The sequence below is a fragment of the Kitasatospora sp. GAS1066B genome (assembly GCF_041262605.1).
GTDB lineage: Bacteria > Actinomycetota > Actinomycetes > Streptomycetales > Streptomycetaceae > Kitasatospora.
Map to the genome: position 1 here is coordinate 60,113 of NZ_JBGCCO010000019.1, position 25,469 is coordinate 85,581.

A 25,469-nucleotide genomic window follows, 5' to 3' on the forward strand; every position below is an offset into this window, starting at 1 on the left:
ACCAGGTCCGGCCGCCGCTGCCCAGTGGCGCGGCGGCCGGACCGCTGACCACCGCACCGGCAACGGTGCGCGAAACGGCCGCGGCCCCCGTGCAAGGGGGCCGCGGCCGTCGCCGTTCCGCGGCGTGCTACGGCTGCACGTACCCCGACAGGAAGTCGCCGATCCGGGTGACCGCGTCCTCGATCTCCTCCGGGCGGGGCAGCGTGACCAGCCGGAAGTGGTCCGGCTCGGGCCAGTTGAAGCCGCTGCCCTGGACGATCAGGATCCGCTGGGCGCGCAGCAGGTCGAGCACCATCTGCGCGTCGTCCTTGATCTTGTAGACCGACGGGTCGAGCCGCGGGAACGCGTACAGCGCGCCCTTCGGCTTCACGCAGCTGACCCCGGGGATGTCGTTGAGCAGCCGGTAGGCCGCGTCCCGGGACTCCAGCAGCCGCCCGCCCGGCAGGACCAGGTCCTTGATCGACTGCCGGCCGCCGAGCGCCGCCGCCACCGCGTGTTGTGCGGGCATGTTGGCGCACAGCCGCATGCTGGCCAGCACGGTCAGGCCCTCGATGTAGCTGCGGGCCCGGTGCCGGTCGCCGGAGAGCACCATCCAGCCGGACCGGAAGCCGGCCACCCGGTAGGCCTTGGACATCCCGTTGAAGGTGACGCAGAACAGGTCGGGGGCCAGCGTGGCCAGCGGCACGTGCACCGCGTCGTCGTAGAGGATCTTGTCGTAGATCTCGTCCGCGTAGACGACCAGCTTGTGCCGGCGGGCGATCTCGACGATCCCCTCCAGCACCTCCTGCGGATAGACCGCGCCGGTCGGGTTGTTGGGGTTGATCACCACGATCGCCCGGGTCCGGTCGGTGACCTTGGCCTCGATGTCCGCCAGGTCCGGGTACCACTCGGAGAGCTCGTCGCAGCGGTAGTGCACGGCCGTGCCGCCGGCCAGGCTGACCGAGGCCGTCCACAGCGGGTAGTCGGGGGCCGGGACCAGTACTTCGTCGCCGTCGTCCAGCAGCGCGGTCATCGCGAGCTGGATCAGCTCGGAGACGCCGTTGCCGAGGAAGACGTCATCCACGCTCAGCCCGTGCAGCCCGCGCTCCTCGTACTGCATGACCACCGCACGGCGCGCGGCGAGCAGGCCCTTGGAGTCGCCGTAGCCGTGCGCGGAGGCGAGGTTGCGCAGGATGTCCTGGAGGATCTCGGGCGGCGCCTCGAAGCCGAACGCGGCCGGGTTGCCCGTGTTCAGCTTGAGGATGCGATGCCCCTGCTCCTCCAGTCGCATCGCCTCGTCGAGCACCGGGCCGCGGATGTCGTAACAGACATTGGCGAGCTTGCTGGACTGGATGACCTGCATGCGATCACTCTACGGCTCCGCCGCCGGGGCCCGGGGCGTGTTTTCGACCACGCGGGCGCTGCGGAGCTGTCGAGGGCGCGCGGCCGGCCCGCACACCGGCCGTCGCCCTCGACGCCGAGCGGCCTCGTCACACCGGCGGCAGCGCGTAGATCGTCCCTCCGTAGGCGGCGAACAGGCGCTGGCCGTCGGTCGCCAGGTACCAGTCGGAGGTCGCGTTCTGGCCGTTGGTGAAGTTCCAGCGGATCTTGCCCTGCTTGGTGTCGACGGCGTAGATGCCGCCGCCGTCGTTGGACGGCACGAAGAGGGTCTGCTGCACCACCACCGGGGCCGAGACCCAGGAGGCCCGCTGCGGCAACGGGCAGGACCAGAGCTGGTTGCCGGTCTTGACGTCCCAGGCGCCCACCGTCAAGGTGCCGTCGCTGCCGTAGACCACCCCGTCCGCCACCGTGATCGGTTCGAACATCCGCTGCTCGCCCGCCGGGACCTTGATCTCCCACTGCTGGGTGCCGTCGGTCAACCGGACCGCCTGCAGGCCCCGGCCCTCGGCCAGGCAGTACGCCTGGGTCGCGTCGAAGGCGGCCGGGTAGGCGGCCTTGGCGCCGGTGGCGGCGAACCACATCTGGTGGCCGTCCTGGCCGCTGCGGGCGACCAGGTTCTCCTGGTCGTCGGTGTAGTAGAGGTTGCCGCCCCAGGCCTGGCTGTCGACCAGCGGGTCGGTGCCCTTCTTCCGCGGCTGGAACCAGAGCTGCTGCTTGGTCGCGATCGAGAAGGCGACCACGCCGTCGGTCCCGGTGGTGGTGATCTCGCCCTTCGGCAGGATCGCCGCGAACATGTAGACCGCTTTGTCGTCGGCGCCCAGCAGGTTGTCGGTGGAGATCAGGTTGCCGCTCGGGTCGGTGGTCGTGGACTGCCAGACCGGCTGCCCGCCGGCCGAGTCGTAGCCGGCCGCGCCGTTCCCGGCGCTGACGTAGACCTTGCCGCCGCTGGCCGCGGCGTTCGTGGCGTCCACGTCCGGACGGCTCCAGACCACCTTGCCGGTGGCGCCGTCCAGGCCGATCAGTGCCTCGCCCTGCGGGTGCACCATGCCGCCCGAGACCACCACGGGGGAGGAGGAGAGCCGGCCGGTGGCGTTGTAGGTCCACAGCGGCTGCGGCGGGACGCCGTCCGCGCGGCTCTGGGTGGCGGACGGCAACGGCTGGGCGCCGGCCGCGGAGTTGGCCGAGGAGTTGGCCGCGGCGCCGGTCGAGGAGGCCCCCGGCGAGCCGCCGGGGGCCGGCTTGGCCGGGCCGTCGGCGGTCTTCGAGCTGCCGCCGCTCTCGATCGCCCAGGCCGCGCCGCCCGCCGCCGCCAGCGCGAGCAGCCCGCCACCGGCGAAGAGCAGCCGGCGCCGGGAGTTCGACGGAGCGTCAGACGTGGTGAGCGCCGCGGTGGTCGGCGCGGCGCCGAGCTTCATGGTGCCCTCGAACGGCACCGCCACCCCGTCGGTGCGGGTCGGGGAGTACGCGCTGCCGGTGCCGGCCGTGGCGCTCGGGCCCGCGGCGGTCCCGTGCGTCGGCGTCTCCAGGTCCATCACGGTGGCGGCGTGCCGCGCGATCGCGGAGGCGACCGGCACCGGCAGCCAGCCGTCGCGCAGGATCGCGTCCGCGCCCTCGGGCGCCAGCATCGCGCCGAGCTGCTCGGGGGTGGGGCGGCGGGCCGGGTCCTTGGCCAGGCAGGCGGCCACCGCCTGGCGCAGCCCGTCCGGCAGCGCGGCCAGCTCCGGCTGGTCGTGGATCACCCGGTAGAGCTGTGCGGCCGGGCCGGACTCGCTCTCGAACGGACCGTGCCCGGTGGCGGCGAAGAGCAGCACCGAGGCGAGCGAGAAGACGTCGCCGGCCGGGCCCATCGGCTGCCCGGCGGCCTGCTCGGGGCACATGTAGCCGGGCGAGCCGACCACGATGCCGGTGCGGGTCATCTGGTCACCGTCCAGCGCGCGGGCGATGCCGAAGTCGATCACCCGCGGGCCGTCGGCGGCCAGCAGCACGTTGGACGGCTTGAGGTCGCGGTGCACCAGCCCGGCGGCGTGCACGGCGCGCAGCGCCTGCGCGAGCCCGGCGCCCAGCGCGCGGACCGACTGCTCGGGCAGCGGCCCGTGGTCGCGCACGGCGTCGGTGAGGCTCGGCCCCAGCACGTAGCTGGTCGCCAACCAGGGCAACGCCCCGTCAGGTTCGGCGTCCACCACGGGCGCCGTGTACGCGCCGTCGACGGCCCGGGCGGCGGCCACTTCGCGGGCGAACCGCTCGCGGAACTCGCTGTCGCCGGCGAGTTCGGGGCGCACCACCTTGACGGCGACGGTGCGCCCGCCGGCCGAACGGGCCAGGTAGACCCGGCCCATCCCGCCCACGCCGAGCCGGGAGATCAGGCGGTAGGGACCGATCGCCTGTGGATCGGTGCTGTCCAACGGTTCCATGCTGAGCGTCCCCCTGCTTTGTACGGGCGTACGGGCTTGAGCGCCAAGAGCGTACGGGGGCATAGCCGCACCGCGCGAAGGGGAGGAGGACGAACGTGATCGGACTGATCTTCGGAGCGCTCGCCGGTGCCGCCGCCGCCCCCGTCCTGCGGGCCGCCGCCACCCGGTACGCGGTGCCGGCCGGTGCGCCGCTCGCCGTCTGCGCGCAGTGCGGGCGGGCCGCCTGGTGGCTGCCGCCGACCGGGCGTTGCCCGTCCTGCCGGGCGGGGCGGGGGCCGGCCCCGCTGCTGGTCGAACTGGCCGCCGTCGGCGCCGGGATGGCGGTCGGCGCGGCGGCGGCCTGGCCGGTCGGTCCTGCGCTCGGCTGGGTCGCGCTCTTCGCCGTGGTGCTCGCCTTCGTGGACGCCGCCGTGCACCGCCTGCCGGACGCGCTCACCCTGCCGCTCGGCGTCGGCACGGCCCTGCTGCTCGCGCTCGGCGGTTTCGACCGCCTGCTGCGCTGCCTGGCCGCCGGGCTGGTGCTGGGGCTGCTGTACGGCGTGCTGGCGGTGCTCGGCCCGATGGGGCTGGGGGATGCCAAACTCGCCCTGACGCTGGGCGCGTTGCTCGCCTGGTACGGCTGGCGCGCCGTCTTCGACGGCGCCTTCGCGGGCTTCCTGCTGGCGGCGCTGTGGGGCCTGCTGCTCCTGCTCACCGGGCGGGCGAAGGCGAAGGACCCGCTCCCGTTCGGGCCGTGCATGCTGCTGGGCGCGCTGGTGGCCGTGCTGGCGGTGCGTTAGCGCGGCTGAACGATCCCGTACCAGACGCGAGTTGCCGACCCTCAGCCCTGGTGCTCGACGTCGGTCCGGACAGCGACCATGATCGGCCCGGCCACCAGGGCGGTGATGTCGACGGAGTGGAAGTTGATCTTGCCGTCCTGCTTGTTGTAGAAGGTGATCCCGCCGAAGGTCGTCCCGGTCATCCAGAAGCAACTGGTGTTCTCGGCCGCCATGGTGCCCTGGATCGACCGCGCCTCGTCCGTCACCTCGTCGCAGGTGTCCGAGCCGCCGTGCGGACCGGGGTCGACGTTCTGGAAGTTGTTGGTGACCGCGTTGCCGTCGGTGTCCCTGGTCGCGGCCGGTGCGGTGGAGAGCGTGTTCACCCTTGAGGGGTCGAAGCCGCTGCCGCTGACGCCGGTGACGATCAGGTAGGCGTCCTCGGCCTGGTCGTCGTAGACGCCCACCTGCACCTGCCCGTTCGCGCCCACCTTGGCCCGGGTCTGGGCCCAGGAGTCGGTGATCTGCTTCAGCTGGGCCGCGCCGGGGGTGATCCTCGGGTGGCCGGCCACGGTGTCCGGCAGCGAGATCGTCCAGCGCGGGCCGTTCGCCGCGGCGGGGGCGGGCGGGCCGGGCGCGACCCCGCCGCCGGGGGCCGCGTGGCCGGGGCCGGGGCCGGTGGATTGGCAGCCGCCGAGGGCCAGGACGGCGGTGAGTGCCGCCGCGCAGGCGGTGACACGGTGCGGCAGGGACATGGGCCGGACTCCTCGGGGACAGCGGGAACGCGTACAGTCGACCACTGTGGCCCGGCGAGCCCCGCGTGCACAGTTAGCAGAACTGAAGGCCCTCGACAGCAGCGCTAACACGCCCGCCGCCCATATCGGTTGACGCGCGATCGGCGCCCCGCTTGCATCACCCCGTGAGCACCCGCAGACTGCACGCCGACGAGGCCGAGACCGACCCGACCCTGGTCCGGGCACTGCTGGCCGCCCAGTTCCCGCAGTGGGCCCGACTCCCGGTCAGGCCGGCCGACGCCACCGGCACCTCCAACACCATGTACCGGCTCGGCGAGGACCTGGTGGTACGCCTGCCCCGCACCCCGGGAGCGGCGCGCGACGTGCCGCTCGAGCACCGCTGGCTGCCCCGGCTCGCGCCGCTGCTCCCGGTCGCCGTCCCCGTCCCGCTCGGTCTCGGCGTCCCGGGCGAGGGCTACCCGTTCGCCTGGTCCGTCTACCGCTGGCTGCCGGGTGAACCGCCGGCCGTCGGCCGGACACCCGAACCAGCCCTTCTCGCGGCCGACTTGGCCGACTTCATCGCCGTGCTGCGCGGCCTCGACCCCACCGACGCACCGCCGTCCTGGCGCGCCGAGGCGCTGGCCTCCCGCGACGCCTCGACCCGTGCCGCCCTCGCCAAGGTGTCCGGCCTGATCGACACCGACGCGGCCACCGCCTGCTGGGACAGGGCGCTGCGGGCACCTGCCTGGGCCGAGCCACCGGTCTGGATCCACGCCGACCTGCAGCCCGGCAACGTCCTGCTGGCCGACGGCCGCCTCAGCGCCGTGATCGACTTCGGCTGCCTGGGTCTGGGCGACCCCGCCGTCGACCTGATCGCCGCCTGGTACCTGCTCCCCGCCGAGGCCCGCGCCCTCTTCCGGGCCGGGGCCGCCGCCGACGACGACGCGACCTGGACCCGAGCCCAGGGCTGGACGCTGTCGATCGCGCTCAACGAGCTCTGGTACTACCTGGAGACCAGTCCGGCCAAGGCCGCCCTCGCCCGCCACGTGATCGGCGAACTCCTCGCCGAGGAGTGACCCGCCTCTGACGCACCGTCGACCACGGCGGCCCACCTGCCCGATCCGGGCGGTGGGCCGCCGTCGTTTCCTCATGCCCTTTCGCGCCCACGTCTTCGTCGCCGCCGGCGCGCTGGCCGTGGCCGCGATCCTGCTGCTGATCACCGGCAGCCGGCTGCGGCACTCCTACGACAGCACCCTGGCCGGCTGCCGGACCAGCGGCGGCGCCTGCGGCTCGGCGCTCTCCGCGCTGACCTCCCAGTACGACGTCCAGTACTACGTCGTCAGCGGCCTGGTGGTCGCCGTGCCCGGCCTGCTCGGCGCCTTCTGGGGCGCGCCGCTGATCGCCCGCGAGCTGGAGGCCGGCACCCACCGCCTGAGCTGGAACCAGAGCATCACCCGCACCCGCTGGCTCGCGGTCAAGCTCCTCTTCGTCGGCCTGGTCGCCGTCGCCACCAGCGGACTGCTCAGCCTGCTGGTCTCCTGGTGGGCCAGCCCGATCGGCGCACGGTGGATCGAGCTTCCCGGCATAGCCGGGGGTCCGTCTCTGTTACAGCCTGAGAAGCGAGTGCGACGGACGAGGGAGCACAGCATGCCGAAGGCAGTGCGGTTCAACGAGTACGGCGAGATCGACGTCCTGCAGGTGGTGGAGGTGCCCCGCCCGGTGCCGGGGGAGGGCGAGGTGCTGGTCCAGGTCAAGGCCGCGGGCATCAACCCCGGCGAGGCCATGATCCGCAGGGGAGCGCTGCACGACCGCTGGCCGGCCACCTTCCCCTCGGGCGAGGGCAGCGACCTGGCGGGCGTGGTGGTCGAGGTGGGCCCGGGGGCGGAGGGCTTCGCCGTCGGTGACGAGGTGATCGGCTTCACCTACCGGCGCGGCAGCCACGCGGAGTTCGCGATCGTCGAGGCGAAGGACCTGACCCCGCGGCCCGCGAACGTGCCCTGGGCGGTGGGTGGTTCGCTCTTCGTCGCCGGGTCGACGGCCTACGCCGCCGTCCGCGCCGTGGAGTTGAAGCCGGGCGACACCGTCGCCGTCTCCGGGGCGGCGGGCGGCGTCGGATCCCTGGTCGTGCAACTGGCCAAGCGCGCCGGGGTCGAGGTGATCGGCATCGCGGGGCCGGGCAACCACGACTGGCTGCGCGCGCACGGCATCACTCCGGTGGCGTACGGCGACGGCCTGGACGAGCGGCTGCGCGAGGCCGCAGGTGGCCGGATCGACGCGTTCGTCGACACCTACGGCGGCGGCTACGTGAAGCTCGCGGTCGAGCTGGGCGTCGACCCGACCCGGATCAACACGATCATCGACTTCGCCGCCGTCGAGGAGTACGGGGTCAAGGCGGACGGCAGCGCGATGGCCGACACCGTCGACGTGCTCGCGGAGCTGGTGGCGCTGATCGCCGACGGCGCCCTGGAGGTCCCGATCGCCGCCGAGTTCCCGCTGACCGAGGTGCGCGCCGCGTTCGAGGAACTGGAGCGGCGGCACACCCGGGGGAAGATCGTGCTGGTGCCCTGAAAACCGGTGAAGGGGCTGGCCGGCCATTGGCACCGTGCTGATGGCCGACTGCCCCCGATCCATCGAACACATTTGCAAGTCTCGTTTCATTCACAGACGTTGGTATCGGTGAAGGGGTGGTGAGAACCTTCGTCTTTCGCCAATCTGGTAACCCGGGGAAAGCATCTGGACTTATCGAGAAGAGGTTGCCGTGAACACCGAGGACCCTGAGGACCTCACCGCCTCCGACTCCTGCTGGCTGCCGCGCAGCAACCGGTCCCCGGGCAAGGCGCGCCGCTTCCTCACGCGGACGCTCAGTTCCGTCAAGGAGGGCGAACGTTTCCTCGACAAGGGCGAGTTGGTCCTGTCCGAGCTGGTCACCAACGCCCTCGTGCACGGCACCCGCACCGGCCAGCTGATCTGGATCGGCCTCAAGGTCGACGGCGAGCAGCTCTGGATCGCGGTCGAGGACCCGAGCAGCTCTGTCCCCGTGGTCTGCCAAGCCTCCGCTGCCGAGGGCGAATCGGGGCGCGGCATGCTCCTGGTGGAGAAACTCTCGCTCGCGTGGGGGTGCGGGCCGCGCGAGGGGATCGGGAAGCGGGTGTGGGTGCTTGTTGGACCTGATCAAAACTGAAAGAATGCAGGCAAACTGACTGACTATCAGTCACAATCGGGCGATCGGCCGAATCGCGATCAAGCCCGTGCTAGGTTTCTGACAATCTTTCAGAAACATGCATGTGCCCCGGCGGTGCTCGAACACCCCGGGGCGCGGCACAAAGAGACTCAGGCCCTCTCCATGCGCATCCATCGTAGCGCGCTCTCGCGCGCGTACGCTGCCCTTCCCAATCGCCTCCTCCAGGACCGCACGCTCAGCTACACTGCGCGCGGCCTGCTCGTCGACCTCCTCTCCCGCCCCGACGGCTGGCGCGAGGACGGTCGCCGGATGGCGGACTCCAGCCCCCAGGGCCGCGCGGCGATCCGCCGGGCGATCAAGGAGTTGATCGCTGCCGGCTACTACTGGGTGGTGACCACGCGGTTGTCCGACGGGACCATCCGGAGCGAGATCCACGTCTTCGACACTCCGCAGCTGGTGGCGCCGAGTGTCACCCGTTCGGGACCCGGTGCAGCGGAGCCCGGCCCCTGTGGCAGTGAAGAGAAAAAGGACCAGGTGGAAAAGCCCACCCTCCCCCTGCTCCCGGTCAACGCGGCCATCCGCGAAGCGGTGGCCACGCTCTACCGGGTGCTCCGCCCCGAGCCCCGACTGCGGCTGGGTGAGCGCGAGGCGCACGACCTCGCGCCGCTGGTGGCCCGGTGGTTGGAGCTGGGCAGCACCGCCGCAGACCTCGGCCGGGCGCTGCTGGGGTCGTTGCCCGCCAAGGTCATCGCCCCGGTCGAGTTGCTGCGCTACCGCCTTGAGCGGAAGATGCCGCCTGCTGCGGCGCAGGCGCCCACCCCGCTGCGCGAGTGCGACCGCTGCCACGACCCCGTCCCGCGCCCCGGCCGCTGCCGCGCCTGCGCCGCTGGCGGCGGCCGGGCCGACCCGAGTCGCACGCTCGCCATCGGCGGCGGGGCCGAGCACACGGCGGCGGGAGCGGCCCGGGCCCGCGCGGCGATGCGCGCGACAAGAGAACGCGTGCCCGCCCGCTTCTTGTAGCGACTTCTTGTGGCGACGAGAGCGGGGCCCGCCGCACCTGCTCGGTGCGGCGGACCCCGTCGGCTCGGGAATGCGCTACGGCATCGCGTGGACGTGGTTGCCCACGTTGGTGGAGAAGTCGTTGCCGTTCTTGGCGTCCCAGTTGGTCGACCAGGTCATCGCGCCGCGGATGGTGGGCCACTTGGCCGGCGGCACGAAGCTGCCGCAGTTGGTGCCGCTCGCCAGGCAGTCCAGCGCGTTGTCCACCACGGTCGAGTTGACGTAGCCGCCGCCCGCCGCCTGGCTGGAGGCGGGGACACCGATGCCGATCTGGGACGGGGCGAGGCCGCCCTGCACGTAGGTGCAGACCTGACTGGTGATGAAGTCCTCGGTGCCCTGGTTGTAGACGGTGCCGTTGCAGCCGGGCATGCCACCGGAGTTGTAGAACTGGGTGTTGACGACGGTCAGGATGTCCTTGACGTTCAGCGAGAGCTGGAAGTAGGCGCTGCTGCTGGTGTACATGTCCAGCGTCTGCGGGGCCATGGTGAGGACGAAGCCGCTGCCGACCTTGCCCGCCAGGGTGTGCAGGCCCTGCGCCATGTAGGTCGGGTTGATCCCGTTCTCCAGGTCGATGTCGACCCCGTCGAACCCGTACTGCTGGACCAGCGAGTAGGCGCTGTTGGCGAAGTTGGCGGCGGAGGCGGCGTCGCCGACGGTGATCGCGCCGTTCTGGCCGCCGACCGAGAGGACGACCTTCTTGCCGGCCGCGTGCTTGGCCGCGATGTCCGCCTTGAACTGGGCGGCGGTGTAGCCGCCGAGGTTGGTGGCCAGCGTCGGGTCGATCGAGAAGGTGATGCCGCCGGGGGTGGACGGGTCGGCGTTGGCGAACGAGACCGCGATGATGTCGTAGTTGCTCTGGACGTCCGCGAGCTTCTGGTCCGTGGCGCCGTTGTCGAAGTCCTGCCAGTAGCCGGTGATGACGTGCTTGGGCAGCCCGCTCGACGGCGGCGTGGTGGTCGGCGTCGGCGTCGGCGTGGGGGTCGGCGTCGGAGTAGGTGTCGGCGTGGGAGTGGGCGTCGGCGTGGGAGTGGGCGTCGGGGTGGGAGTAGGCGTCGGGGTCGGCGTGGGAGTAGGCGTGGGCGTAGGCGTCCCACCCGCCCCCGTCAGCGTGATGTCGTCCGCCCCGTACGCGCTCTGCCCGTACCACCCGTGCACGTACACCGTCAGGCTCGTCGTGCTCGCACCCGTGGTGAACGTGCTGCTCAGCTGGTTCCAGCTGCTCTGGCTCGACCAGCTGCTCGGGTCCCCGCCCGAGGCACCCGTCCCGCTCGCACCCAGGTAGACGTACGGCCCCTGCACCCAACCGGCCAGCGTGTAGCTGGAGTTGGGCTGCACCGCGACGGTCTGGCTGCACTGCGCGGTGTCCGAGCCGCTGGGCGTTCCCAGCAGCGCCTGCGAACCGCTGTGCACGGGCGAGGAGACCGCGGCGGCGGTGCCGGTACAGGTCCAGCCGGCCAGGCCGGACTCGAAGCCGCTGTTGCTGACCAGGTTGCCGACCGCGGCGCTGGCGCCACCGGCGAAGACGGCCAGTCCGGCGCCGGCCAGGGCGAGCGCGGTGGTGCCGGCGGCCAGCGCGGGCAGCGTGCGGCGGCGTCGGCGGTGGGACGGGGGAACGGTACGGGACATGACGAACTCTCCTGTGGGGAGGAGGAGAGGGACCGCCGCGGTGGGGGCGCGGCGGCCCCGCGTGGGGGAGGGGGACCGCAGGAAGGAAGAAGAAGGGGAGAAGGAGGGGACGGCCGGCGGCTGAACCCGCAACTGCTTGCGAACAAGCTGGACTAGACCAATGGCATGCGTCAAGCATCTGGCCGTCGCCTTACGCATTCTTTAAGGAAGCGGGGCTCCGACCGTCTCCGTCACCGCGCCCGACCTGCGGCTTTCCTCCTCCTCACGGAGCCGGAGTACGCTGCTCCAGGACCCGTGGCAGCCAAGGCCACTCGGGACCACGGGGGTCAAGGGGTCAAGCTCAGAGGGGCAACGAATGGGTCTGCGCGATCTCGTCGACCGCACGCCGGGTCTGAGGACCGTTCTCGGCGGCATGTACCGCCTCTACGGACAGCGGGTCGAGGCCCACCTCGGCAGGACCCCGCACCACGTCGGCGTGATCATGGACGGCAACCGCCGCTGGGCCAAGGCGGCCGGCGGCACGGCGGCGTTCGGCCACCAGCGCGGTGCCGACAAGATCACCGAGTTCCTCGGCTGGTGCGACGAGACCAACATCGAGGTCGTCACCCTCTGGATGCTCTCGACCGACAACCTCAGCCGGCCGCCCGAGGAGCTCGTCGCCCTGCTCGGCATCATCGAGGACGCGGTGACCGGGCTGGCCGAGGCCAAGCGGTACAAGGTCAACCCGATCGGCACCCTGGACCTGCTGCCGAGCCGGACCGCCGACATCCTGAAGACCGCGGCGGCCGACACCGCGCACCTCGAGGGCATCACGGTCAACGTGGCCGTCGGCTACGGCGGTCGGCACGAGATCGCCGACGCGGTCCGCTCGCTGCTCCAGGAGCACGCCGACCGGGGCACCTCGATCGAGGAGCTGGTCGAACTCCTGGACGTCGAGCACATCGCCGAGCGCCTCTACACCAAGGGCCAGCCGGACCCGGACCTGGTGATCCGGACCTCGGGCGAGCAGCGGCTGTCCGGCTTCCTGCTCTGGCAGAGCGCGCACAGCGAGTTCTACTTCTGCGAGGCGTACTGGCCGGCCTTCCGCAAGGTCGACTTCCTGCGGGCGCTGCGCGCGTACGAACAGCGGCACCGCCGCTACGGCGGCTGAAGAGTTCCTGACCGGCGGCTGAGAAGCTCGTCAAGACGGCCTGACCACCACTGAACGTTCATGAGAAGTGATCCAGGACTTCGCATGAGCAAGCATGCCCGACGCCTCGTCAGGGCATACACATGGCAGACCGGCACCCTGCCCATCGGGGTCGCGGGGGCCGGTGAGCCGCGGGCGACGCAGGGTCGCCCGCCCTGGAGGCCTAGTGGTCAGTACCAAAAGCCGCCGGACACCAGACCGGCGCACGTACGTCCTTGACACCAGCGTGCTTTTGGCCGACCCGCTCGCCATGACGCGGTTCGAGGAGCACGAGGTGGTGCTCCCGGTGGTCGTGGTCACGGAGCTGGAGGCCAAGCGGCACCACCCCGAACTGGGCTACTTCGCCCGCCAGGCCCTGCGCCTGCTCGACGACTTCCGAGTCCGCTACGGCCGACTCGACGAGCCCATCCCGGTCGGGGAGATCGGCGGTTCGATCCGCGTCGAGCTGAACCACTCGGACACCTCGGTGCTCCCGGCCGGCTACCGGCTCGGCGGCGGCGAGGCGGACACCCGGATCCTGGCGGTCGCCCGCAATCTGCAGGCCGAGGGGTACGACGTCACCGTCGTCTCCAAGGACCTCCCGATGCGGATCAAGGCCAGCGCGGTCGGCCTGCTCGCCGAGGAGTACCGGGCGGAGCTGGCGATCACGTCCGGTTGGACCGGAATGTCCGAACTGCCGGTCGCCGCCGACCAGGTGGACGACCTGTTCGGGGCCCCGCACGACGCCGCGGTGGCGATCGACGGCGCCGAGGAGCTGCCGGTGCACACCGGGCTGGTGCTCACCTCCGAGCGCGGCCGGGCCCTCGGGCGGGTCACCCAGGACGGGCGGGTCAAGCTGGTGCGCGGCGACCGCGAGGCGTTCGGGCTGCGCGGGCGCAGCGCCGAGCAGCGGGTGGCGCTGGACGTGCTGCTCGACCCCGAGGTCGGCATCGTCTCGCTCGGTGGCCGTGCCGGCACCGGCAAGTCCGCGCTCGCCCTCTGCGCCGGCCTGGAGGCCGTGCTGGAGCGGCGCCAGCACCGCAAGGTGATGGTCTTCCGGCCGCTGTACGCGGTCGGTGGCCAGGAGTTGGGCTACCTGCCGGGCAGCGAGTCGGAGAAGATGAGCCCGTGGGCGCAGGCGGTCTTCGACACCCTGGGCGCGGTCACCACGCCCGCGGTGATCGAGGAGGTGATCTCCCGCGGGATGCTGGAGGTGCTGCCGCTCACCCACATCCGGGGGCGCTCGCTGCACGACGCGTTCGTGATCGTGGACGAGGCGCAGTCGCTGGAGCGCAACGTGCTGCTCACGGTGCTCTCCCGGATCGGCCAGGGCTCGCGGGTGGTGCTCACCCACGACGTGGCGCAGCGGGACAACCTCCGCGTGGGGCGCTACGACGGGGTCGTGGCGGTGGTGGAGAAGCTGAAGGGGCATCCGCTCTTCGCACACATCACCCTCACGCGCTCCGAGCGCTCCCCGATCGCCGCGCTGGTGACCGAGATGCTCGAGGACATCCAGCCCTGAGCGGCCGGTAGGTCTGCCGTATCGGCACACGAACGATCCGCCCGGTTCCCGGCGTTGGCCGCGAACCGGGCGGATCGTCTGCACATCGCACCGCACGGTGTCCGCCGAACGGCCAATTCCCGCTCCAGCGGATGATGTGAGCTTCGCCACGCAATCGGGAATTGCGCAGCCGTGTCCTCGTGCGGCATGGTGAGGTCTCTGTCAGGCCCCGCGTACGGCCCGCTGGTTGGGCGTCAACTGGATATGGATGGTCGTACGCCGCCCGAACTCCTTGCTCGCACCGGCTGGTCCGGCAGCGGGCGCCGGGCCAGTGTCTCCCGTGACCAGTACCAGGTGGAGGCCAGCGACCAGGGGCATGTTGCGTTCCCACGGTCACGCGGGGGCGACGCTGGAAGGAAACCATGTGACTCGGATCTCGGTCCGGGGAGTTGCTGTGGCCTCCGCCACCGCAGTCACCGCAGTCGGTGCCGTCGTTGGTGTGGCCTCGGGCAGCGAAGCCGCGCCCGCTCAGTCGGTCGACGTCGCGGGGTCCACCCTGCTCGCGGACGTCCCGTCAGCCACCCAGGCACAGGCCATCAGTGACAACATCGCCAACCAGTCCGTCGCCCAGCAGCAGGCGGCCGACGCGGCGACGAAGAAGGCCGCCGAGGAGGCTGCCCGCCTGAAGGCGGCCGCCGACGCGCAGGCCAAGGCCGACGCGGACAAGGCGGCGGCAGACGCGGCGGCGAAGGCCGCGGCCCAGGCGAAGGCCCAGCAGCAGGCGCAGCAGGAGGCGGACGCGCTCGCGAAGGCCAAGTCGCAGATGGCGGTCACCAACGCGGCGCCGCCCGTCTCGGTCAGCCCGGGCTCGGTGCAGGCGATCGCGCAGGGGATCATAGGCGACAGCACCCAGTTCCAGTGCTTCAGCAACATCGTGACGCGCGAGAGCGGCTGGGACTACACCGCGACCAACTCGGGCTCCGGTGCCTACGGTCTGGTCCAGGCGCTGCCGGGCTCCAAGATGGCCTCGGTCGGCGCGGACTGGCGGACCAACCCGGCGACCCAGATCAAGTGGGGCCTGGGCTACATGAACGACCGCTACGGCAGCCCGTGCGGCGCCTGGTCGTTCTGGCAGGCCCACAGCTGGTACTAGATCCACCACAGCGTGCGACGCCCCTGGCCGTTCCGGCCGGGGGCGCGCGCGTTTTTCGAGCCCGGGCGCCGGAAGGCCGAACCGGGCGGGTAGCGTCGTACCGCACACCGTGGCAGCCGGCCCGCGGTGAACCGGAGGGCGGACCAGATGGCACGGGGTGGGCAGCGCGGCCGCACGACCGCCAAGGTCGTGGCCTGGAGCGCGTCGTTGGCGGGCCGACTGGCGGAGCGCCGTCGGGCCGCCGTCGAGGCGGAGCAGGCCGGTTCGCTCGCCGTGCTGCCCGAAGCGGCGACCGAGCCGGCGGCGACGCCGCCGCCGGCCGCACCCGCGCCGAGGCCGGCCCCGACACCCCGCGAACTCCCGTACCGCGAGCAGCCGCGCCCGCGCGACCCGCACCCGGGCCGCCCGGCCAGCCCGGCCGAGGCGGTGCCCTGGGGGCTGCGGGTGGCCGCCGAGTCCACCTGGCGGCTGCTGCTGCTGGGCGCCGCGCTCTACGTCATCTTCTACGTGGTCGACATGCTGCGCCTGGTCGCCTTCGCGCTGCTGGCCGGTGTGCTGATCTCGGCGCTCCTCGAGCCCACCGTCTCCTGGCTCAAGCGGCACGGCGTGCCGCGCTCGCTGGCCGCGACCGGCACCTTCCTGACCGGGTTGGTCGGCATCGGTCTGGTCGGCTGGTTCGTCTTCTGGCAGGTCAGCACCAACATCGCCGAGGTCTCCAACCAGGCCAGCAACGGTGTGCAGACCCTGCACAACTGGCTGCTCAAGGGTCCGATGCACCTGACGGACAAGCAGCTGAACGACTTCACCACCCAGCTCAAGAACGCGATCGCCAGCAACACCAACCAGATCACCTCGCTCGGGTTCACCACCGTGGGCATCGTGATCGAGGTGGTGACCGGCGTGCTGCTGGGCGCCTTCACCACCTACTTCCTGCTCTACGACGGCGCCACGATCTGGAGTTGGCTGCTGCGCGGGCTGCCCCGCCAGTCCCGCTACGCGATGGCCGGCGCCGGGCCGAAGGCCTGGTCCACGCTGACCGCGTACGTGCGCGGCACCGTCTTCGTCGCCTTCATCGACGCGCTCTGCATCGGGATCGGGATCCAACTGCTCGGGGTGCCATTGGCCATGCCGCTGGCCGTGATCATCTTCCTGGGCGCCTTCGTGCCGCTGGTCGGCGCGCTGGTCACCGGCACCCTGGCGGTGCTGATCGCGCTGGTCACCAAGGACGTCTACACGGCCGGCATGGTGCTGGCGGTGTTGGTGGCCGTCCAGCAGATCGAGGGTCACCTGCTGCAGCCGCTGATCCTGGGTCGCGCGGTGCGGGTCCATCCGCTGGGCGTGGTGCTCGGGGTGGCGTCCGGCTCGATCATCGGCGGGATCGGCGGCGCGATCGTCGCGGTGCCGCTGATCGCGGTCACCAACACGGTGGTCGGCCACCTGCGCCGCCGCAACGCCGCCGCCGACGAGGTCTTCATCGCGCTGGAGGCGGCCCAGGAGGCCGCGCACGAGGCCGCGCACGAGGCCACTCAGGACGTGGCGGTGCAATCGGCCCCGAAGCTGTCCGACCTCTCCCCGGAGCAGCCCGTCACCTCCTAAAGTGGCGTCATGTATGTGACCAGGCTGGGCATCTCGGGCATTCGCGGGTTCACACCGGCTCGCGAGGTGCGGCAGCTGGAGCTTCCGCAGGCCGGTTGGACGGTGCTGGCCGGGCGCAACGGGGCCGGCAAGACCACGCTGCTGCGGGCGTTGGCGCTGGCCCTGGGCGGGCCCTCGGTGGCGCGCAGCCTGGTCAGTGACTTCTCCGGCTGGCTGACGGCCGGCGAGCGGGCCGGCTGGGTGCAGGCCTTCGTCCGCCCGGACTGGTCGGTGGACCGGCTGGCGGGCAGCGGCAAGGCGCCCAAGTACGACCTCAAGCTCGGCCTGCAGTGGACTCGCCCCGCCGGCGGCCCGCGTCCGGAGCTGGAGGCGTTCGGCTCGGCCAGCCCCGAGCGCGGCCCCTGGGCGGAGAACCCGCGCGGCTGGTTCTTCGCCGGCTACGGCCCGTTCCGCCGGCTGCTCGGCGGGGCCGGCGAGAGCCAGCGGCTGATGCTCTCGGCCGGCCCGGTCGGCCGGCTGGCCACCCTCTTCCACGAGGAGGCGTCGCTGGCCGAGGGCGTCTCCTGGCTGATCGACCAGCACGTGCGCCGTCTTGAGGGCCGCCCCGGTGCCCAGCAGGCCCTGGACGTGGTCAGCGCGCTGCTCTCGGACGGCCTGCTGCCGGACGGCTTCGCGGTCTCCCGGGTCGACTCCGACGGTCTCTGGGTGCACCGCACCGGGGACGGTGACCTGAACGTCGGCGGGCCCGACTTCCCGCTCCGGGAGCTCAGCGACGGCTACCGCACGGTGGCCGCCCTGGTGCTCGACCTGGTCCGCCAGTTCCAGAACTGCTACGGCAGCCTCCCGCAGGACGAGCACGGCGCGATCACCCTGCCGGGCATCGTGCTGATCGACGAGGTGGACGCCCACCTGCACGTCAGCTGGCAGCAGCGGATCGGGCCGTGGCTCAAGGCGCACTTCCCACGGGTGCAGTTCATCGTCTCCACGCACAGCCCGTACATCTGCCAGGCCGCCGACCCCGGCGGGCTGATCCGGATAGCGGGGCTGGACGAGGACGCCCCGCCGCAGCCGGTCAGCGAGGAGCTGTACCGCCGGATCGTCTACGGCAGCGGCGACGACGCGGTCCTCTCCGAACTGTTCGGCCTGGAGTCGCCCTACTCCGCGCGGGCCGAGGACGCCCGCCGACGGATCGGCGACCTGGAGGGCAAGGTGCTGGCCGGCGACTCCACCGACGAGGAACTGGCGGAGTACCAGGAGCTCACCGACCGGCTGATGAGCTCGCTGACCGCCCGGGTCGACGAGGTCGCCGCCCGGCTGGGACGCGCCAGATGATCCCGCTGCAGCGGCGGCCGTTACCCGAGGAGCTGGCCGACCGGATGGCGGCCCGCACCGAGCGGCTGCCGGAGTACCGGGGCGGCGCCCGGGAGTTGTGGCGCGACAGCCGCACCATCCGGCGCGATCTGAGCACCCAGCTGGTCGCGATGGCCGCCGGGCTCTCCCGCTGCATGTACTGCGGCGACAGCGAGGGCACCAGCATCGACCACTTCCAGCCGATCGCGATGGCCCCGCAGCGCGCCTTCGACTGGCTGAACCACCTGTGGGCCTGTGCCTTCTGCAACAGCAACCAGAAGCGCGACCTCTACCCGACCGACCGGCACGGCCGGGCACTGCTGATCGACCCCACCGCCGACGAGCCCGCCGACCACCTCGACCTGGTGCTCGCCACCGGCGCCTACCGCCCGCGCACCCCCAAGGGCCGCGAGACGATCCAGATCTTCGGTCTGGACCGCCCGGTGCTGGAGCGCGGCCGGGCCCAGGCCTACGTGCGCTGCCGCTCGATGCTGCGCGACCTGGCCCGGCTGGCGGATCACGACGAACGGGACGAAGCGGCGCTGGTCGCCCAGGCGCTCACCGTGCAGCCGTTCGCCGACGTGCTCTACGAGATGCTGCGGCTGCGCACCGCGCCCCGGGCCGCGCTGGTCTTCGGTCCGCAGACGGTGGCGGGCCTGAACACACTGGTGGGGCCCCACTTCGCGAAGTGGGGCCCCACCGGAAACTAGCGGCCTCAGGCCAGTTGCGCCTCGGCGTCCAGCACCGAGGCGACGGCCTGCACGACGGCGGCGATCCGGATCGCGACCTGGATCGTCTCGCGGTCCACACCGGCCTTGCGCAGCACCTGCTCGTGCGAGTCCAGGCACTGGCCGCAGCCGTTGATCGCGGAGACCGCGAAGCACCAGAACTCGAAGTCGATCTTCTCGACGCCCGGGTTGCCGATGACGTTCATCCGCAGCCCGGTCCGCAGCTTCGCGTACTCCTCGTGGTCCGAGAGGAGGTGCGTGGTGCGGTAGTAGACGTTGTTCATCGCCATGATCGCGGCAGCGGCCTTGGCGGCGGTGTACGCCTGCTCGGAGAGCAACTCCTTGGCCTGCGGCTCCAGCTGGGCCAGCACCGGCTTGCTCGCGGTGGCCATGGCGCAGGAGAGCACGGTGCCCCAGAGCTGCTGCTGCGGGAGGTCCGAGTTGCCGATGACCGCGCTCAGGTTGAGCTTCAGGTCCTTGGCGTACTCGGGCAGTGCCGCCTTCAGTTCGTCGAGCGCCATGGGTCAGCCGGCCAGCAGGGTGGCGGCGTCCAGGGTGTCCTCGCCCTTGGTCCAGTTGCACGGGCACAGCTCGTCGGTCTGCAGGGCGTCCAGCACCCGCAGGACCTCCTTGGGGTTACGGCCGACCGAGCCGGCGGTCACCATGACGAACTGGATCTCGTTGTTGGGGTCCACGATGAAGACGGCGCGCTGGGCGGTGCCGTCCTCGCCCTCGACGCCACAGGCGCGCATCAGGTCGTGCTTGATGTCGGCCAGCATCGGGAACGGCAGGTCGCGCAGGTCCGCGTGGTCCTTGCGCCAGGCGTGGTGCACGAACTCCGAGTCGCCGGAGACGCCCAGGATCTGCGCGTCACGGTCGGCGAACTCCTCGTTCAGCTTGCCGAACGCGGCGATCTCGGTCGGGCAGACGAAGGTGAAGTCCATCGGCCAGAAGAAGACGATCTTCCACTTGCCCTCGTAGGTCTTGTGGTCGATATCGGCGAACGCGGTCGCGGCGTCCAGGTTGACGCAGGCCTTGAGGTCGAACTCGGGGAACTTGTCGCCGATCGTCAGCACGTTCGCTTCTCCTGGGTGTGGAAAATGAAGGGAGTGTGTCTGGATTGCCTATGATTCGACGGATCCCGACGTGATCCAACAGTGACACAGCCGTCAGTGATCAGTGAAATAGCTAGACTCGATCCATCTGATCGGAGTGAGTTATCAGTACCCAGCACGGATCGGGGTCGGCCCGCCCCAGGACGCCGACGCTCGCGCAGCTGCGCGCCTTCCTCGCCGTGGTCGAGCACCGGCACTTCCGGGACGCCGCCGCCGCCGTCGGCACCAGCCAGCCCGCGCTCTCCGGCGCGCTCGCCGCGCTGGAGGAGTCGCTCGGCGCCCAGCTGGTGGAGCGTACGACACGCAAGGTCATCATCACGCCCCTCGGTGAGCGGGTGGCCGCGCACGCGCGCCGGGTGCTGGCCGCCCTGCACGAGCTGACCCAGGAGGTCGAGGCGGCCCGCCGCCCGTTCACCGGGCCGCTGCACCTGGGCGTGATCCCCACCGTCGCGCCCTACCTGCTGCCGACCGTGCTGCGCCTGGTCCGCGACCAGTACCCCCAGCTCGACCTGCACGTCCACGAGGAGCGCACCGCCGCGCTGCTCGACGGCCTGGCCGGCGGCCGGCTCGACCTGCTGCTGCTCGCGCTGCCCGCCGGCGGCAGCGCGCCGACCCGGGACATCCCGCTCTTCGACGAGGACTTCGTGCTGGTCACCGCGCCCGACCACCCGCTGGCCGGGCGCACCGACGTCCCCCGCGACGCGCTGCTCGACCTGGACGTGCTGCTGCTGGAGGAGGGCCACTGCCTGCGCGACCAGGCGCTCGACCTGTGCCGCGAGGTGGGCGCCGACCCGGCCGGGGGCTCCACCCGGGCCGCCGGGCTCTCCACCCTGGTCCAGCTGGTGGCCGGCGGACTCGGCGTCACCCTGCTGCCGGCCACCGCGCTGGCGGTGGAGTCCGGGCGCGCCGACCGGCTGGCCGCCGTCCACTTCGCCGACCCGGCACCAGGGCGCCGGATCGGCCTGGCCGCCCGCCCCGGCTCGGCCCGCGGCGCCGAGTACGACCGCTTCGCGGACTCGCTGCGCACCGTGCTGGCACAGCTGCCGGTGCGGATCGTCGGCCCGTAGGGATGCGCCCGACCGGGTGATGCCCGAGGACTCGGTCCAACGATCTGACGGCTCGTCACTTCACTTTCTCATGCCGCCCGGTGACGCCACGCCGGGTCCGCTGCCGGGGTGCGGCCCGGCGCCTGCGCCGCGTCGCCGGGCGGCCGGGGCCACGGTGAGCTGGAGCACGCCAGAGGAGTTCGCGGTCCGCCCCGCCGCACCGGGTTGCCCGCCCGCGACTGGGTGGTGCCGCCAGTGCAGGGAGAGAGTGGCGTGGCATCGTCGACCGAACCCGAAGCGGACCAGCAACCCCAGACCCAGCAATCCCCCACCCAGCAACCCCGGACCGTGGCCGAGGAAGGCGAGGCTCCCCGGGCCCCCGTCCCGCGCCGCCGCGGGTGGCTGCGCCGCCTGCTGCGCAAGCGCCCGGTGCAGGTGACGTTGGGCCTCTTCCTGGTCTTCCTGACCTGGCTCGGCTACTCCCTCGGCAGCGCGCTGCTCGCGCCCGGCAACGACGGCGCCGTCGCCCGGATCGCCGAGTGGGCGCGCGACCACCACCTCGGCCCGGTGGTGACCGGGCTGGAGACCGCCCAGTACAAGATGAACCCGCCCAAGGTCGGCGGCCGTCCCACCATCGCGCTCGCCCCCGGCGGCCTGTCCCCCACCACGCCGTCCGCCGTGGCGAGCGCCGAGAACAAGCACCCCGGCGCCCCGGCCATCGCGCCGATCAACCCGGCCCCGCTGGTCTCCCCGGCCGGCGACCCGATCGCCGGGGAGGGTGCCTGGCACGTGATCGGCAGCTCCCGGGGCGTCCCGTCGGTGCTCAGCGCGATGCTGCGCCCGGACAGCGAGCACACCTCCTACCTGGCCGCCGTGGTCTCGATGGACCAGCGCCTGACCCGCTTCCAGCTGCACCCCGGCACCGATGACCCGGGCCCCGACAACTGGGGCGTGCCGCCGAACATCCCGGCCGATGCCAGGGACGGCCTGCTGGCCAGCTTCAACGGCGGCTTCAAGGTGGCCGAGGCGCAGGGCGGCTTCTACCTCAACGGCGTCACCCACGGCACGCTGCGGGACGGCGCGGGCTCGCTGGTCTTCTACAAGGACGGCCACACCACCGTCGGCAGCTGGGGCGACGAGGTCTCGATGACCCCGGACGTGGTGGGCGTGCGGCAGAACCTGCGCCTGGTCGTCGACCACTCGACCGTGCCCGACGACGTGGACCGCAACGTGGAGAGCGGCTGGGGCCTGACCATCGGCGGCAAGTTCTTCGTCTGGCGCTCGGGCGTCGGCATCACCGAGGACGGCCGGCTGATCTACGTCTACGGGCCCGCGCTCTCCGTGCGCACCCTGGCCGACCTGCTGCACCAGGCCGGCTGCGTGCAGGCGATGCAGCTGGACATCAACCCGGCCTGGATGTCGTACAACTACTACCAGCCGGGCACCGACCCGGCGAACCCCACGTCGACCAAGCTGCTGCCCGACCAGGAGCGGCCCGCCGACCGGTACTTCGAGCCGACCAGCCGTGACTTCACGGCGGTGTACGCCCGATGACCGCGCAGCCGCCGGTGCTCCCGGCCCCCGAACTCCAACCCGTCCCCGACCCCGGGGCGGCCCGGATCGGCTTGCCGCGCGCGGTGCTGCGCACCTCGCGGCCCCGGCAGTGGCCGAAGAACCTGCTGGTCTTCGCGGCGCCGGTGGCCGCCGCCGACCGCGGCCGGATCGAGGGCCTGGGCGGCGCCCTGGTCGCCTTCGTGGTCTTCACCCTGGCCTCCTGCGCGGTGTACTTCGTCAACGACGTGGCCGACGCCGAGCGCGACCGGCACCATCCCGCCAAGTGCACCCGCCCGGTGGCCAGCGGCGACCTGGCCGAACGGCACGCCCTCGCGGTCGCGGTGGCCTGCGTGGCGCTGGCCGAGGCCGGCGCGCTGGTGATCTCCAGTGCGGGCCTGGCCGCCTGCCTGACCGGCTACCTGGCCATGTCCTTCCTGTACTCCGCCACCCTCAAGCACCTCCCGGTGCTCGAACTGACCATGCTGGCCTCCGGGTTCGTGCTGCGCGCGATAGGCGGCGCGGCCGCCGCGGCGGTCGCCCCGTCCGGTTGGTTCGTGCTGGTCTGCAGCCTCGGCGCGCTGCTGGTGGCGATCTCCAAGCGGTACACCGAGCTGGCGGCACTGGGCCCGGCGGCCGTCGGCCACCGGCCCTGCCTGCGCCGCTACACCCCGCGTGGGCTGCGCCTGGCGCAGCGGGCGGTGAGCATGGCGATGATCGGCGCCTACCTCGGCTGGGCCCTGCTCAACGGGTCCCGCTGGGCCGTGGACTGGCACCTGGTGACGGTGCTTCCGCTGGCCGCCGCGCTGCTGCGGTTCGACCGCTTGACCGGCCGGGCCACCATGGCGAAGGTCGAGGATCTGATCACCCGTGACGGACCGATGCTGGGATGCGAGTTGGTATGGCTGGTGCTCTTCGTGGCAGCGGGGACGACATGACGGAAGGTCAGGCGGATGTGCTGCTGCAGGGCTGGGGGCGCAGCACCGGAAGCCGCAGCGAGGTGCACGGCCCGCTGCCCACCGAGGCGCTGGGCGAGCTGATCGCGGGCTGCGCCGAGCGCGGACTGCTGGCCCGCGGGGCCGGCTGCAGCTACGGGGACGCCGCGCAGAACGCCGGGGGAGTGGTGCTCGCCCCGGCCACCGGCCGCACCGTCGAACTGGACGCGCTGGGCGGCACGGTGCGGGCGGCCGGCTCGGTCGGCTTCGGACAGCTACTGGCCCACACGGTCCCGGCGGGCTTGCTGCTCCCGGTGCTCCCGGGGACCAGCCGGCTGACCGTCGGCGGCGCCATCGCCGCCGACGTGCACGGGAAGAACCAGCGCAGCGACGGCAGCATCGGGCACTGGCTGGAGAGCATCGAGCTGCTGGACGGGACCGGGCGGCTGCGGGTGCTGACCCCGGACCAGGACGGCGAGGCCTTCGCGGCCACCATCGGCGGGATGGGCCTGACCGGCGTGATCCTGGCCGCCACCATCCGGCTGCTGCCGCTGGGCAGCGACCGGTTGCGGGTCACCTCGCGGCGGGTCGCCGACCTGGACGCGCTGCTCGACGAGCTGGACGCGGCCTCGCGCGGCAGCCGGTACGCGGTCGCCTGGATCGACACCACCGCGAGCGGGCGGGCGCTGGGGCGCGGGATCGTGGACCGCGGCGACCACCTGGCCTCGGGCGGTGAGCTGCGCTACACGCCGGGGCGTGCGCCGCGCGCGCCCCGGCTGCCGGTCGGTCCCTTCACCCCGTTGACCGCGCGGGCCTTCAACGAACTCTGGTACCGCAGGGCGCCGCGCGAGCGGCACAGCGTGCAGTGCCTGCCCGAGTTCTTCCACCGGCTGGACGCGGTCCGCGAGTGGAACCGGGCGCTGGGCCCGCGCGGCTTCCTGCAGTACCAGTTCGTGGTGCCGGAGCCGGCCGTCGGACTGCTCGGCGAGGCGCTGACCGCGCTGCGCCGGGCCGGGGCGGCGCCGTTCCTGGGCACCGTGAAGCGGTTCGGAACGGCGGGCGCCGGGCCGCTCTCCTTCCCGCTGCCCGGCTGGTCGCTGGCCGTCGACCTGCCGGTGGGCGGCACGCTGGCCCGGGGCCGGCTGCGGGCGACGCTGGACCGGCTGGACCGGCGGGTCGCCGAGGCGGGCGGGCGGGTCTACCTGGCGAAGGACGCCCGCCTCGGGCGCGCCGCCTTCGACGCGATGTACGGGTCGTTGGAGGATTGGCGCGCGGTGCGGGCCCGCCTCGACCCCGCCAACACCATGCGGTCCGACCTGGGACGGAGACTGGGACTGTGTCCTTGAACCACATGACGGATGCGAACCACCCGAGCGAAGCGGCCGAGCACCTGATGGCCGGGACCGGGGTCGGCCCGGCGGGTGGTCACGGCCGCCCGCCGGGGCGGATCCTGCTGCTCGGCGGCGGCAGCGAGATCGGCCACGAGATCCTCAAGGCGCTGGACGCCCCGCCCGGCTCCGAGGTGATCCTGGCCGGGCGCGACGAGCAGCGGATGGCCGAGCTGGGTGCGCACCTGCCGTACGAGGTGCGCACCGTGCCGTACGACGCCACCGCGCTCGACAGCCACCAGCGGCTGGTGGACGACCTCTTCGCCACCGGCCCGATCGACCTGGTGGTCTCGGCCGCCGGGATCCTGACGCCGCAGCAGGTGCTGGACGGCGACCCGGTGGCCGCGGGGCGGCTGATCGAGACCAACCTCACCGGCCACGTCACCACGCTGCTCGCCGCCGTGCCGCACCTGCGCACCCAGGGCCGGGGCCTGATCGTGGTGCTCTCCTCGGTGGCGGCCGTGCGCCCGCGCAAGGCCAACTTCGTCTACGGCGCCGCCAAGGCGGGCCTGGACGCCTTCGCCCGCGGCCTCGCGGACTCCCTGCACGGCAGCGGCGTGCGGGTGTTGCTGGTCCGCCCCGGCTTCGTGATCGGCCGGATGACCGAGGGCATGCCGCCCGCCCCGGCCGCGACCACCGCCCCCGCGGTCGGCGCCGCCGTCGCGGCGGCCGTCGCGCGCGGCGCCGCCGTGGTCTGGATCCCCCGCAAGCTCGCGGTCCTCTCGCACGGCCTGCGCATCATCCCGCGCCCGCTCTGGCGCCGCCTGCGGCAGTGACCCGGTGGTTGTGACC

22 protein-coding genes are annotated in these 25,469 nt (G+C 72.5%); 16 read left to right on the forward strand and 6 right to left on the reverse strand.

Translation table 11 applies throughout. The features are described from left to right. Nucleotides 1–127 precede the first annotated feature (127 nt). The gene (locus ABH937_RS21790; RefSeq protein ID WP_280687842.1) at nucleotides 128–1,342 is read right to left on the reverse strand and encodes a pyridoxal phosphate-dependent aminotransferase; all 1,215 of its coding nucleotides are present in this window, start codon (nucleotides 1,340–1,342) and stop codon (nucleotides 128–130) included. A gap of 127 nt (nucleotides 1,343–1,469) precedes the next feature. Then, nucleotides 1,470–3,791, reverse strand: a complete 2,322-nt coding sequence (locus tag ABH937_RS21795) for a PQQ-binding-like beta-propeller repeat protein (protein WP_370145584.1) — start codon at nucleotides 3,789–3,791, stop codon at nucleotides 1,470–1,472. Between the two features lie 95 nt (nucleotides 3,792–3,886). Between ABH937_RS21795 and ABH937_RS21800 the strand changes: the two genes are divergently transcribed. Continuing rightward, the gene (locus ABH937_RS21800) at nucleotides 3,887–4,570 is read left to right on the forward strand and encodes a prepilin peptidase (protein ID WP_370219153.1); all 684 of its coding nucleotides are present in this window, start codon (nucleotides 3,887–3,889) and stop codon (nucleotides 4,568–4,570) included. Between the two features lie 41 nt (nucleotides 4,571–4,611). Here ABH937_RS21800 and ABH937_RS21805 read toward each other — a convergent pair whose 3' ends face one another. Next, nucleotides 4,612–5,301 (reverse strand): hypothetical protein, encoded by a 690-nt coding sequence (locus tag ABH937_RS21805; protein WP_370219154.1) that lies wholly within the window; start codon nucleotides 5,299–5,301, stop codon nucleotides 4,612–4,614. 164 nt (nucleotides 5,302–5,465) lie between these two features. On the opposite strand from ABH937_RS21805, the gene ABH937_RS21810 reads away from it, so the two are divergent. From ABH937_RS21810 to ABH937_RS21825, 4 genes are all read left to right on the forward strand, one after another. Continuing rightward, nucleotides 5,466–6,356 (forward strand): aminoglycoside phosphotransferase family protein, encoded by an 891-nt coding sequence (locus ABH937_RS21810; RefSeq protein WP_370219155.1) that lies wholly within the window; start codon nucleotides 5,466–5,468, stop codon nucleotides 6,354–6,356. Nucleotides 6,357–6,429: 73 nt separating this feature from the next. Next, nucleotides 6,430–7,848, forward strand: a complete 1,419-nt coding sequence (locus ABH937_RS21815) for an NADP-dependent oxidoreductase (protein ID WP_370219156.1) — start codon at nucleotides 6,430–6,432, stop codon at nucleotides 7,846–7,848. 190 nt (nucleotides 7,849–8,038) lie between these two features. Beyond that, a complete protein-coding gene (locus ABH937_RS21820; RefSeq protein ID WP_280687833.1) occupies nucleotides 8,039–8,461 on the forward strand; it encodes an ATP-binding protein in 423 nt (140 codons plus the stop codon). Between the two features lie 162 nt (nucleotides 8,462–8,623). Continuing rightward, the gene (locus ABH937_RS21825) at nucleotides 8,624–9,481 is read left to right on the forward strand and encodes a hypothetical protein (protein WP_370219157.1); all 858 of its coding nucleotides are present in this window, start codon (nucleotides 8,624–8,626) and stop codon (nucleotides 9,479–9,481) included. Nucleotides 9,482–9,556: 75 nt separating this feature from the next. On the opposite strand, the gene ABH937_RS21830 is transcribed toward ABH937_RS21825, so the two are convergent. Then, the gene (locus tag ABH937_RS21830) at nucleotides 9,557–11,146 is read right to left on the reverse strand and encodes a chitinase (protein WP_370219158.1); all 1,590 of its coding nucleotides are present in this window, start codon (nucleotides 11,144–11,146) and stop codon (nucleotides 9,557–9,559) included. A 355-nt stretch (nucleotides 11,147–11,501) separates the two neighbouring features. Between ABH937_RS21830 and ABH937_RS21835 the strand changes: the two genes are divergently transcribed. From ABH937_RS21835 to ABH937_RS21860, 6 genes are all read left to right on the forward strand, one after another. Continuing rightward, entirely contained in the window at nucleotides 11,502–12,296 is a 795-nt protein-coding gene (locus tag ABH937_RS21835; protein WP_280687827.1) for an isoprenyl transferase, read from the forward strand. A gap of 205 nt (nucleotides 12,297–12,501) precedes the next feature. Next, the gene (locus tag ABH937_RS21840) at nucleotides 12,502–13,836 is read left to right on the forward strand and encodes a PhoH family protein (protein WP_280687826.1); all 1,335 of its coding nucleotides are present in this window, start codon (nucleotides 12,502–12,504) and stop codon (nucleotides 13,834–13,836) included. 403 nt (nucleotides 13,837–14,239) lie between these two features. After that, nucleotides 14,240–14,968, forward strand: a complete 729-nt coding sequence (locus ABH937_RS21845) for a lytic transglycosylase domain-containing protein (protein WP_370219159.1) — start codon at nucleotides 14,240–14,242, stop codon at nucleotides 14,966–14,968. Nucleotides 14,969–15,115: 147 nt separating this feature from the next. Then, the gene (locus ABH937_RS21850) at nucleotides 15,116–16,564 is read left to right on the forward strand and encodes an AI-2E family transporter (protein WP_370219160.1); all 1,449 of its coding nucleotides are present in this window, start codon (nucleotides 15,116–15,118) and stop codon (nucleotides 16,562–16,564) included. Between the two features lie 9 nt (nucleotides 16,565–16,573). Next, nucleotides 16,574–17,896 carry an AAA family ATPase gene (locus ABH937_RS21855; RefSeq protein WP_280687820.1) on the forward strand — a complete coding sequence of 441 codons (1,323 nt, stop codon included), beginning with the start codon at nucleotides 16,574–16,576 and terminating at the stop codon, nucleotides 17,894–17,896. Next, a complete protein-coding gene (locus ABH937_RS21860; protein WP_280687818.1) occupies nucleotides 17,893–18,624 on the forward strand; it encodes a hypothetical protein in 732 nt (243 codons plus the stop codon). The genes ABH937_RS21855 and ABH937_RS21860 overlap by 4 nt, the downstream gene beginning before the upstream one ends. 5 nt (nucleotides 18,625–18,629) lie before the next feature. Here the strand turns inward: ABH937_RS21860 and ABH937_RS21865 are convergent, their stop codons facing one another. Both ABH937_RS21865 and ABH937_RS21870 read right to left on the reverse strand, forming a co-directional pair. Further along, complete coding sequence (locus tag ABH937_RS21865) at nucleotides 18,630–19,163, reverse strand: carboxymuconolactone decarboxylase family protein (protein WP_280687816.1); 534 nt, start codon at nucleotides 19,161–19,163, stop codon at nucleotides 18,630–18,632. A gap of 3 nt (nucleotides 19,164–19,166) precedes the next feature. After that, nucleotides 19,167–19,718: a peroxiredoxin gene (locus ABH937_RS21870; protein ID WP_280687815.1), complete on the reverse strand. Its 552-nt coding sequence runs from the start codon at nucleotides 19,716–19,718 to the stop codon at nucleotides 19,167–19,169. Between the two features lie 218 nt (nucleotides 19,719–19,936). Here ABH937_RS21870 and ABH937_RS21875 point away from each other — a divergent pair, with 218 nt between their 5' ends. The 5 genes from ABH937_RS21875 to ABH937_RS21895 all read left to right on the forward strand — a co-directional run bounded on the left by ABH937_RS21875 (nucleotide 19,937) and on the right by ABH937_RS21895 (nucleotide 25,453). After that, on the forward strand, nucleotides 19,937–20,824 hold the full coding sequence (locus ABH937_RS21875; protein WP_370219161.1) for a LysR substrate-binding domain-containing protein: 888 nt from the start codon (nucleotides 19,937–19,939) through the stop codon (nucleotides 20,822–20,824). A gap of 252 nt (nucleotides 20,825–21,076) precedes the next feature. Continuing rightward, on the forward strand, nucleotides 21,077–22,357 hold the full coding sequence (locus ABH937_RS21880) for a phosphodiester glycosidase family protein (RefSeq protein WP_280687813.1): 1,281 nt from the start codon (nucleotides 21,077–21,079) through the stop codon (nucleotides 22,355–22,357). Beyond that, nucleotides 22,354–23,292: a decaprenyl-phosphate phosphoribosyltransferase gene (locus ABH937_RS21885; RefSeq protein ID WP_370219162.1), complete on the forward strand. Its 939-nt coding sequence runs from the start codon at nucleotides 22,354–22,356 to the stop codon at nucleotides 23,290–23,292. The genes ABH937_RS21880 and ABH937_RS21885 overlap by 4 nt, the downstream gene beginning before the upstream one ends. Then, on the forward strand, nucleotides 23,289–24,635 hold the full coding sequence (locus ABH937_RS21890) for an FAD-binding oxidoreductase (RefSeq protein ID WP_280687809.1): 1,347 nt from the start codon (nucleotides 23,289–23,291) through the stop codon (nucleotides 24,633–24,635). Before ABH937_RS21885 ends, ABH937_RS21890 begins: the two co-directional genes overlap by 4 nt. Beyond that, a complete protein-coding gene (locus ABH937_RS21895) occupies nucleotides 24,626–25,453 on the forward strand; it encodes an SDR family NAD(P)-dependent oxidoreductase (RefSeq protein ID WP_370219163.1) in 828 nt (275 codons plus the stop codon). Before ABH937_RS21890 ends, ABH937_RS21895 begins: the two co-directional genes overlap by 10 nt. The last annotated feature ends 16 nt before the right edge of the window (nucleotides 25,454–25,469 follow it).